This is a genomic window from Kribbella albertanoniae (assembly GCF_004348455.1).
Classification (GTDB): domain Bacteria; phylum Actinomycetota; class Actinomycetes; order Propionibacteriales; family Kribbellaceae; genus Kribbella; species Kribbella albertanoniae.
In genome coordinates this window covers 1-9,432 of the sequence record NZ_SMKA01000334.1, presented here as the reverse complement: position 1 = coordinate 9,432, position 9,432 = coordinate 1, and the positions used below count along the sequence as shown (strand labels likewise).

Here is a 9,432-nt window from a genome sequence, read left to right as displayed (position 1 = left end):
CACCCCCGCACCGTCCAGCTCTGCCCCCGGCACCGAGCCGCCCGCATCCGCCTCGGGTACCGACGTTCCCGAGCCGCCTGCCCCTGCCTCAGGTGGCGACGTTCCCGAGCCGCCTGCCTCTGCTCCCGACGCCGAGCCCCATGGACCTGCCTCGGGTACCGACGTTCCCGAACCGCCCGTCCAGCCACGGTCCGAGGCGCCATCCTCCGCGGGTGAAGCTGGCCCGGATAGCGTCCTCGAACCAACCTCCGTCGGATCCGTAGAGCCGCTGACCGGGACGCCATCCTCCGCGGATGCTGCCGACCCGGTGAGCGCACCCGAACCGGCATCCCGCGGATCCGCAGCGCCACAGTCCGTTGCGCCACCGCCCGTGGCGCCGACCTGCGCGGTGCAGTGGGAAGACGGCCGTGTCCTGGAGGACTGGAACGACGACCCGCCAAGTGTTGATGAGCCTTGGCCGGATGAGGACGCGCACCGGGAGGCGCCAGATCCGCGCAGCAGCGATCTGACCGATCCGTTCGACGCGGGTCGCCAGGCGGACTGGCCGGTGGAACCGTTCGATGCCGCCTCGTGCCGCGGCTCCGATAACAGCGACCCCATGGACACCGCGGCACAACGCGCACTCGCCGCTCGACTCGCGCAGATCAAACACGACGCCTACGCCCGACTGGCATCCGGCGAGACTCCAGGCACTACCGCGCGCCCCGGGAAGACCGAGATCTATGTCCACCTGACAGACAAGGCCCTGGCCGCCGCCGCAAGCGCCGCAGGAACCGATCCCCGCGACGGCGTCTTGCGCGTCGAAGGAACCGGGCCGATGCTGATCTCGCAGTTGGGCGAGCTGATCGGCTATGGCCCCTACCTCGTCAAGCCCGTCATCGATCTCAACGAGGCAGTCTCGGTCAACTGCTACGAGGCCACCGAACGCATCCGCGAACGCGTCAAACTCACCCACCCGGTCGAACTGTTCCCTTACGGCACTCGCGAAACCAGCGGGAGTCTCGACCTCGACCACCTCGAGCCGTACGACCCGCTCGGACCACCAGGCCAAACCAGCACCACCAATCTCATCCCACTCGGCCGCTACGGCCACCGAGTGAAGACGCACGCGCGCGGATGGAAGGTCCGCCGGATCAACCCCACCACCCTCGAATGGACCACACCCCATGGCTTCATCTTCCACGTCGACCCCACCGGCACCCACCGCATCGTCAAAACCGAGCACGATCCTCATTTGCCATGATGAGCGGATGATCGACGTACCGACGAACTTCCGCGAAGATTGGGAACGCCTGTGGGCATTGGCCGAGCGGACCGCGGCCACCATGCCACTCGGGGTGCCGTTCGAGGGTGGGACGGCGGCGGCGTTCGGGTTTGCGGGCTTGTTGCTGGATTCGCCGTACGAGCCGGGTTTCGTCAGCGACTACCCGAACGGCGTACAGAACGGCTTCCGGTTCGCCTCGACGGGAGGCGACGGGGTGCATTTCTGCGCAGTGTTCGGCGACACCGTCACGCGAGTTGTGCTGAGCATTCCCTTGGCCGACAAGCCGCATCACATCGTGGGCGAGTCCCTGGCGGAGTTTCTCGCGTTGGGTTGCCGGACGGGCTATGTCCTCGACGAGCTCGGGTACGACAGTCGAGACGCGATGATCGACGAGCTGGAAAACACCCGCGCGTACGACGATCCCGAGCGCGGAATGCTCCTGCGCACGCTGACCGACGAGTTCCACCTCAGACCATGGAGTGGCGTCCGCGAACGCCTGGCCACGCTGTCAGCGCAATACGACGCGGACGTCGTGTGGACGCCCTACGACTAGGCTGCTGGGATGGTTTCGTGGGTGACCGGGCTGGAGGTTCCGCGGCGGAAGGGGCGGGGGATGTAGGTGGCCGGCTTGTCCGTCGGGAGGAGGGGAAGGTTGAAGGACGTGGTGTTGGGGTCCAGGTAGGCGGCTACCTCGGCAGGTTGGTCTGTACGGCGGCGCTCCAGCAGGTAGCCGTCTTCGTCGGTGCTCGTGTCGGTCCAGGTGAGCTGGAGCTCCTTGGGTTGGGGACGCGTGGTTGCGGGGCGGCCTTCTGATGCGGTGAGGGGTGTGACGCGGTAGTAGAAGGTCGTCGCCGGCATCAGATCGGGGTGCTGGAACTCCTGCCGATCCGGTGGCAGGAAGCTGAGGATCGTGTACTCGCCGTTCTCCTCGGTCGCGTACTCGACCATCAGGTACGCCGCATCGCTTGGCGCGCCAGACCACCGCAGCGTCACGTCGTCCGCGACCAGGTCTGCGGTCAGCTGAAACCCCTGGGGCTGGTCGGTCGAACCGCAACCGACCAGCAGCAGGAATGCGCACAAGCCGAGTAGGCGCACTACTTACGCCAGAACTGGACGCCGCTCCACTGGACCTGGATCGGGCCGCGCCCACTGTCCGTCCGGTACGAACCGAACTTGTCGTAGAAACTGCCACCCGGGCTGGACATGCTGTGCTTCAGCGAACCGTTGATATACGTCCGGTGCGCACTGCCGACCTGGTGCACGGTGTTGACCCGAACCGTGGTCCCGACTGTCGCTCCACCGGCGAGCGTGTCGCCGCCGACCCGGTAGAGGCGGCCGCCGTTTTCCACCGCCAGCATGAAGAACGGCCCGGAGCCGCTCTCGTTGAAGGTCTGTTTGAGACTGATCCGGCTGCCGGTCATCGACGTGATCCGGAACGACCCCTCGAACTGCCGGGTCCCACTCGAGTACGTCGCATACCGGCGTTCGGCACGTTGATCACCACTGGCGGTGGAGCAGGTGAGCCGGAAGTTCAGGCCGTCGATCACACCGCAGCCGCGCTCCTGTTCGGAGAACGACGGCGAATAGGAGGTCCAGCCACCAGGCTCGACCTGGGCGTGTGCAGCGGCCGGAGCGAGCAGGCCGAACACAGCGGCGGTGCACAGAGTGCGCAGGATTTTCATCGCATGACCTCATCGGAAAGTTGGGGCGGTAACTGTCCGCGTACGCGAGCTCACCGTAGGGCAAACGCTTACCCAACAGCTAGTAGCTGGCGTGGGATTTTTCGGAACCAAGTTCCATACCAGCGAGGCGCTGGCCTTAGGCCCCGCGCGACTCCGCTACCCGGCGGAGCCAGTAGCGGAACCACGACGGGCCGTAGGGCACGTAGACACGAGTAGCGATCTCGCGGTCGCGCAGCTCGGCGAGCACGTCCGGCCGGATCCCCAGCAACTGCTCGACCGGAACCTTGCCCAGGGCAAGCAACACGGCCTCCCGGAGCCGCCCGTCGTGCGTCGCGAGCGACCAGTCGGCGCCACGATCGGCGAGCTGATGGGCCAACCGCAGATAGGCGACATCCGTCGGTTCGCCGTACGGGTGCGCTCCGGCAGGTTCGACGTACGCGCCCTTGACGAGCCTGATCTGTACGCCGGCCTCGGCGAACGCATCGATGTCCTCCGGGGAGCGCTCCAGGTTCGCCTGGACTGTCGCTCCGAGCCGATCACCGAGCCCGCGGCCGGCAACGGTCAGCACACAGTCGCGGATCCGGTTCGTCCGCGCGGTGTCCTCCGCACCGATCTGCAGTCTGCGGCCGCTGCCCAGTGCGCCGACGATCCGCGCCACCCGATCAGCCGCACCGGCCGGATCCACGTCGACTGCCAGATGCGAGAGATCCAACGACAGCCACCCCGTCGTCAGCTCCGCCAACTCCAGGTACTCGTCGACGACCCGCTCCGCGTCGGCAGGATCCGTCGACAACTCACCGAACAGATCGATGCTCACCCCATGCCCCAACGCCAACTGCGCGTCGGCCACCTGTAACGCCTCGTCACGAGTCCGCCCCGCGACGTACCGCGAAGCCGCCCGCCAGGCGTTGTCCTCCCCGCCTGGCAGCCCCTTGACCACCTGCTCGAGTGTTTCGTTCGTCGCCAGCTTGAACAGCACCGCCCGGTCCCAACGCATCCCCCGAGTCTGCCAGTGCCGCGGCCGGCAGTCCCTCCCTTTCAGGCAGCGACCCGGGCCACGAATAACCTCGCACCATGTCTGCCGAACTCTCCGAAGCTGCCCGCGCCCTCCTCGACGACACGAACGTCGGCGTCCTCACCACCCTCAGCTCCACCGGCGCCCCGCGGAACACCGTCGTCTGGATCGGCCGCGACGGCAACGACGTACTGATCTCGTCCGACGCCGCCTACTACAAGACCCGCAACCTCGTCGCCGACCCCCGCACCAGCCTGCTGGTCATCGACCGCACCAACCCGATGCGGTACGTCGAGATCGTCGCCAAGGCCGTCGTCACGCCTGACGAGGACCGCGCCCTCGCCCAGACCCTGGCCATCAAGTACGCCAGCAGCGACGCAGCCGACGAGTACGCCGCTCTCCCGCCCGAGGTCCAGCGCGTCGTCATCCGCCTCAGCCCCGACCGCATCAACGATCACACCTGAGGTAGTACAAGGATCAGTCGCGCTCCGCCGCTGGGGGATCCGGCCACCGTCAGCCTGCCGTCGTGGCGGAGCGCGATCTCCCGCGCAATCGCCAACCCGAGGCCCGCACCACCGGCATCGCGGCTCCGCGCTTCATCCAGCCGGGCGAACCGCTCGAACACCCGCTCCCGTTCCGGCTCCGGAATCCCGGCGCCGTCGTCGTCAATCCGCAGTACGACGTCGCCGCCGTCCTGCTCGATGCCGACGGCAACTGTCGTCCGGGTGTGCCGGATCGCGTTATCGACCAGGTTGCGGACCAGTCGATCCAATTGGGCCGCATCACCAGCGACCACTACGGATTCGGGGGCATCGAACGTGAGCTCGGGTCCCTCATCCACCCGCCTGGCCAACTGCCGTCGTACCAGCTCGGCCAGGTCGACCGGCTGGTGAACGGTGCTCGGTTCGGCATCGAGCCTTGCCACCAGCAACAAATCGTCGGCCAACTGTTGCAAGCGCCGAATCTCCTCGATCGCATGGCCGCTCACCCGTGGCCAATCCGCGCGGTCGGGATGTTCGTTCGCCACCTCGAGGATCGCGCGCAGACTGGCGATCGGACTCCGCAGTTCATGGGCCGCGTCAGCCACGAACCCCCGCTGCTGCGCAGCCGCCAACTGCAGCCGGGCCAACGTCTCGTTCAACGTCGTCGCCAACCGAGCCACCACATCCCCGGTCCGCGGTACCGGCACCCGCTCATGCAGATTCCGCTGACTGATGGCGGCCGCCTGAGCCCGCATCCGCTCGACAGGCCGCAGAGCCATCCGTGTCGCGACGTACGCACCCACCATGATCAGCAGGACAGCCAACGGCAGCGCGGGTTTGAGCACCCGATCAACGTCGGCCACCGCATCCTCAGCCTCGAACGGCACCACGAACACGGTGACTGCCAGCGACCCATGAAGTCGCCCGGGCCTGCTGTCCCGCAGGTTGAACCAACTACCCTGCCGGACCGTGCGATAGGCCTCGAGCCGCCGTCCGGACAATCGGGCGATTGTCGCGCAGACCGAGTGCTCCGGCGCGATCGACGGAGCACACGCCTTACCCCGCGCATCCGGATCGGGCGCCCCGAAGGTGACGTACTGATCGCCGTCCCACCCCGACTCCTCGTCTGGTCCTGGTGCGGGCTGCACCGGCCGGCCCTTCATCTGGAAGGGGGACACCGCCGTGGAAACCTCCGAGGTCCGGCCCGCGCTGTCGACAATCTCGTACAACTCGTCGGTGGCGGGATGGCTGACCGTTGGTGCGTCGCCGCGGTGCAGCGCGAGGATCCCCATGTTGTTGGCGATCAGATCCCGCGTCTTGTGGGCGCGCTCGCGCACGACCTCGTACCGCGACGTGTAGACCTCGTGGCGGATCCAGAAGGCGAAGCCGCCCGCCAGGAGTGCACTGACCACACCGGCGACCACCGTTACCCGGGCGGCAGTTGAGAGCCTAGGCATGCGCGCCGCCGACCAGCCGATATCCCATGCCGCGGACGGTCTCCAGGGTCTTCCGGCCGAAGGGCTGGTCGATCTTGCGGCGGAGCGCGCTCACATGGACCTCGACCACATTCACGTCACCTTCGTAGTGCGCATCCCACACCTGGTCGAGGATCTCGCGTTTCGTCACGACCACGTCGGGCCGCCGTACCAGGCACTCCAGGATCGCGAACTCGCGCGCGGTCAGCTCGATCACCGCCGCACCCCGCCTACAGGTCCGCGCCGCCGGGTCGATCACCAGGTCGCCGACCTCCAACGCGGCCCGGACCGAACCGCTGCGCCGCAACAACGCGCGGATCCGCGCCACCAGAACGACATACGAGAAGGGCTTGGTCAGGTAGTCGTCGGCGCCGGTGTCGAGCCCCTCAGCCTGGTCGTACTCGCCGTCCTTGGCGGTCAGCATCATGATCGGAGTGGTGACACCGGTACGGCGGAGGCTCTCGCAGACCCGGTATCCGTTCAGCCCGGGCAGCATCACGTCGAGGATGATCGCGGCGTACTCGTTCTCCTCCGCGGCCCACAACGCCTCCGGACCGGTGTGAACGACGTCCACGGTGAACCCGTGGGACTCGAGGCCCCACTTCACCGCTGCCGCGAGTCGCTGCTCGTCCTCCACCACCAGTAGCCGCACGCAACCAGGTTCGCACGCTCTGCGGATCATCCTGAAGAACGCTTCAGCTTGCTTCAGGTTCTCTTGGGCAGGCCGTTCCCATACTTCCGGCCATGATCACGCTGTGGACAGACCGGTTCACCCGCGCCGCCGTACCGATCGCGGAGCACCGAGCGCCGGCCTGGCCGGCCGCCGTACTGGCGGGGGCGTTCGCCGTCGTCACCACCTGGTTCGTGCTGATGCAGCACTGGTCCTTCCGTACCGGAGCCTTCGATCTCGGCATCTTCGACCAGGCGGTGCACAGCTATGCCCAGGGGCATCTTCCGGTGTCGACGATCCGCGACCCGAACCTGATCCTGCTCGGCGACCACTTCCACCCGATCCTGATCCTGCTGGCGCCGTTCCACCGCGTCTTCCCGATGGCCGAGACCCTGCTGGTCGCGCAGGCCTTGTTCTTCGCGGTCTCGGTCTTCCCGATCGCGCGCCTGGCCAGTACGGCGTTCGGCAGCCGGATCGGCCTGGTGATCGGGACCTGTTACGGCCTGTCCTGGGGACTGCTGAACGCGATCACCTTCGACTTCCACGAGATCGCGTTCGCCGTTCCCCTGCTCGCGTTCGGCCTGGCCGAGTACCTGCACGGGCATCCCGGCCGCGCGGTCGCGATCGCCGCTCCCCTGGTTCTCGTCAAGGAGGACCTGGGGATGACGCTCGCCGTACTGGGTGTGCTGATCGCGCTCCGCCCCGGGACCCGCCGGCTGGGCATCCTCACCGCGGTCGGTGGTGCGTCCGCATCACTGCTCAGTGTCTTCGTGATCATCCCGGCATTCAGTGCCTACGGCAACTACCGCTACCTCGGCAAAGGTGGCCTCAAGGCTCCTGAGGCGGCCCTGTCCGGCGATCTGTTCACCTCGGGCAAGCTCTGGCTGGTCGCGCTGATCTTGCTGCCGACGCTCTTCCTGGCTCTCAGATCACCGTTGGTCCTCCTGCTGCTGCCTACTCTCGGCTGGCGGTTGGGCAGCACGTACATCCTGTACTGGATCCCGACCTTCCACTACGACGCCGTACTGATGCCCATCGTCTTCTGCGCGCTGATCCACGGTCTCGCGCTCCTCCGCCCACACCTCCTCGGCCGCCGGCGTCGGCTGGCGCTCCCACTCATCGCCACCGCGCTCTCGATCACCTGCCTCACCTTCTTCCTACAATCCGCGGCCTCCGAAGGACCGGGGCGTCCAGCCGAGTTCGCCGCCGCAGCGAACCGACTGATCGACCGCATCCCGGCCAATAGCACGGTCAGCACCACCAACACCATCGCTCCGCACCTGACCTCCAAGGCCGACGTCTACCTGCTCAAGTCCAACCGCCCGACCGAATGGACACTCGCGCCGTACGACGATCCACAGCTCACCTACCGCCACGCCGATCTCGTCATCCGGGACCACGATCTCCTCCTCATGCACCACCCAGCGCCAACCCTCCCGCCTCTGCGCGAGCGCTGACCGTTGCGGAGGTGGGCAACTGGGGTTGGGCGGTCTAGGGTCGCGGTAGCTGCCTGCTGGACCGCCCCCTGGAGGATGCAATGCGTCGTCGTACCGTGCTGGGCTCGATCGTCGCTGCTCCGCTGAGCGCCGCCGTACTGGGTCAGACCTCTCCCGCGGCTGCCGCTGCGTCGACCATCGATCCGCGCAGCGACTGGGGTGCTTGGGAGGGTTGGGGTACGTCGTTGTGCTGGTGGGGGAAGGCGCACGGCAATCGGGACGACCTGGCCGACATCTTCTTCACGCGGAACACGGTCGACTACCAAGGTACGGCGCTGCCCGGGCTCGGGTTGACGATCGCGCGCTACAACGCCGGGGCGTGTTCGACGCAGCCGATCAATGGTGAGTCGATGGTCCGTTCACCGAAGATCGGCGATCCGCGGCAGATGGACGGGTACTGGCTCGACTGGTTCAGCTCGGACCCGTCGTCCGCGAGCTGGAACTGGTACGTCGACAGTGCGCAGCGCAACCTGATGTGGAAGGCGCGCGACCGCGGTGTCAACCAGATCGAGCTCTTCTCGAACTCGCCGATGTGGTGGATGTGCCAGAACCACAACCCGTCCGGTTCCGCGAGCGGCGGCGACAACCTGCAGACCTGGAACCACCGGCAGCATGCCGTCTACCTCGCCACGGTCGCCCGCTACGCGCATGACCACTGGGGTGTCGACTTCACCTCGGTCGAACCCTTCAACGAACCCGACGGCAGCTGGTGGAAGGCGGACGGCACCCAGGAGGGCTGCCACTTTGAACCGGCCACGCAGCGCCCGGTCATCAACGCCCTCCGCGCCGAGCTCAACGCCCGCGACCTCGGCTGGATGCCAATCGCCGCCTCCGACTGCTGGGGCTACGACGCTGCCCTGTCGACCTGGAACAGCTTCGACTCCACCACCCGCGGCAACGTCGCCCGCATCAACGTCCACGGCTACCAGGGAGGTGGCGGCCGCCGGGACCTCCTGTCCGCGGCCGCCAAGTCCAGCGGCCGCAAGGTCTGGAACTCCGAGTACGGCGAGGGCGACGCGACCGGACTGTCGTTGGCGAGCAACCTCAACCTCGACTTCCGCTGGCTGCACCCCAGCGCCTGGGTCTACTGGCAGGTCGTCGACGGCGGCGGCTGGGGGCTCATCCAGGATCTGGGCAACAACACCACCGGCCCGATCAACCCCAAGTACTACGTGCTCGCCCAGTACACCCGGCACATCCGCCCCGGTATGCGCATCCTGGACGGCGGCAACGGCAACACCATCGCGGCGTACGACGCAGGTGCCCGGAAGCTCGTCATCGTCGCCATCAACCACGGTGCTGCGGGCTATTTGGACTTCGACCTCTCCCGCTTCAGCAAACCCTCCAC

Annotated in this window: 10 protein-coding genes; 5 read left to right on the top strand and 5 right to left on the bottom strand. The window is 67.2% G+C overall.

Translation table 11 applies throughout. From position 1 onward, the window contains the following. Positions 1-370 precede the first annotated feature (370 nt). Complete coding sequence (locus E1261_RS40230; RefSeq protein ID WP_132415012.1) at positions 371-1,243, top strand: hypothetical protein; 873 nt, start codon at positions 371-373, stop codon at positions 1,241-1,243. A gap of 7 nt (positions 1,244-1,250) precedes the next feature. After that, positions 1,251-1,817, top strand: a complete 567-nt coding sequence (locus tag E1261_RS40225; RefSeq protein ID WP_132415011.1) for a hypothetical protein — start codon at positions 1,251-1,253, stop codon at positions 1,815-1,817. On the opposite strand, the gene E1261_RS40220 is transcribed toward E1261_RS40225, so the two are convergent. The 3 genes from E1261_RS40220 to E1261_RS40210 all read right to left on the bottom strand — a co-directional run bounded on the left by E1261_RS40220 (position 1,814) and on the right by E1261_RS40210 (position 3,943). Beyond that, entirely contained in the window at positions 1,814-2,359 is a 546-nt protein-coding gene (locus tag E1261_RS40220; protein ID WP_132415010.1) for a fibronectin type III domain-containing protein, read from the bottom strand. The two genes, E1261_RS40225 and E1261_RS40220, sit on opposite strands and share 4 nt — an antisense overlap. Beyond that, entirely contained in the window at positions 2,359-2,946 is a 588-nt protein-coding gene (locus tag E1261_RS40215; RefSeq protein ID WP_132415009.1) for a hypothetical protein, read from the bottom strand. The genes E1261_RS40220 and E1261_RS40215 overlap by 1 nt, the downstream gene beginning before the upstream one ends. A gap of 136 nt (positions 2,947-3,082) precedes the next feature. After that, complete coding sequence (locus tag E1261_RS40210) at positions 3,083-3,943, bottom strand: proline dehydrogenase family protein (RefSeq protein WP_132415008.1); 861 nt, start codon at positions 3,941-3,943, stop codon at positions 3,083-3,085. A 77-nt stretch (positions 3,944-4,020) separates the two neighbouring features. Here E1261_RS40210 and E1261_RS40205 point away from each other — a divergent pair, with 77 nt between their 5' ends. Then, the gene (locus E1261_RS40205; protein WP_132415007.1) at positions 4,021-4,425 is read left to right on the top strand and encodes a PPOX class F420-dependent oxidoreductase; all 405 of its coding nucleotides are present in this window, start codon (positions 4,021-4,023) and stop codon (positions 4,423-4,425) included. Here E1261_RS40205 and E1261_RS40200 read toward each other — a convergent pair. Further along, positions 4,416-5,900, bottom strand: a complete 1,485-nt coding sequence (locus E1261_RS40200) for a sensor histidine kinase (protein WP_132415006.1) — start codon at positions 5,898-5,900, stop codon at positions 4,416-4,418. The two genes, E1261_RS40205 and E1261_RS40200, sit on opposite strands and share 10 nt — an antisense overlap. Next, positions 5,893-6,570, bottom strand: coding sequence for a response regulator transcription factor (locus E1261_RS40195; protein WP_132415005.1), 678 nt, complete (start codon positions 6,568-6,570; stop codon positions 5,893-5,895). The genes E1261_RS40200 and E1261_RS40195 overlap by 8 nt, the downstream gene beginning before the upstream one ends. Positions 6,571-6,662: 92 nt before the next feature. On the opposite strand from E1261_RS40195, the gene E1261_RS40190 reads away from it, so the two are divergent. After that, positions 6,663-8,045, top strand: coding sequence for a DUF2079 domain-containing protein (locus E1261_RS40190; RefSeq protein ID WP_132415004.1), 1,383 nt, complete (start codon positions 6,663-6,665; stop codon positions 8,043-8,045). A gap of 80 nt (positions 8,046-8,125) precedes the next feature. Further along, positions 8,126-9,432: glycoside hydrolase (locus tag E1261_RS40185; protein ID WP_132415003.1), on the top strand; the 1,307-nt coding region annotated here is incomplete at its 3' end.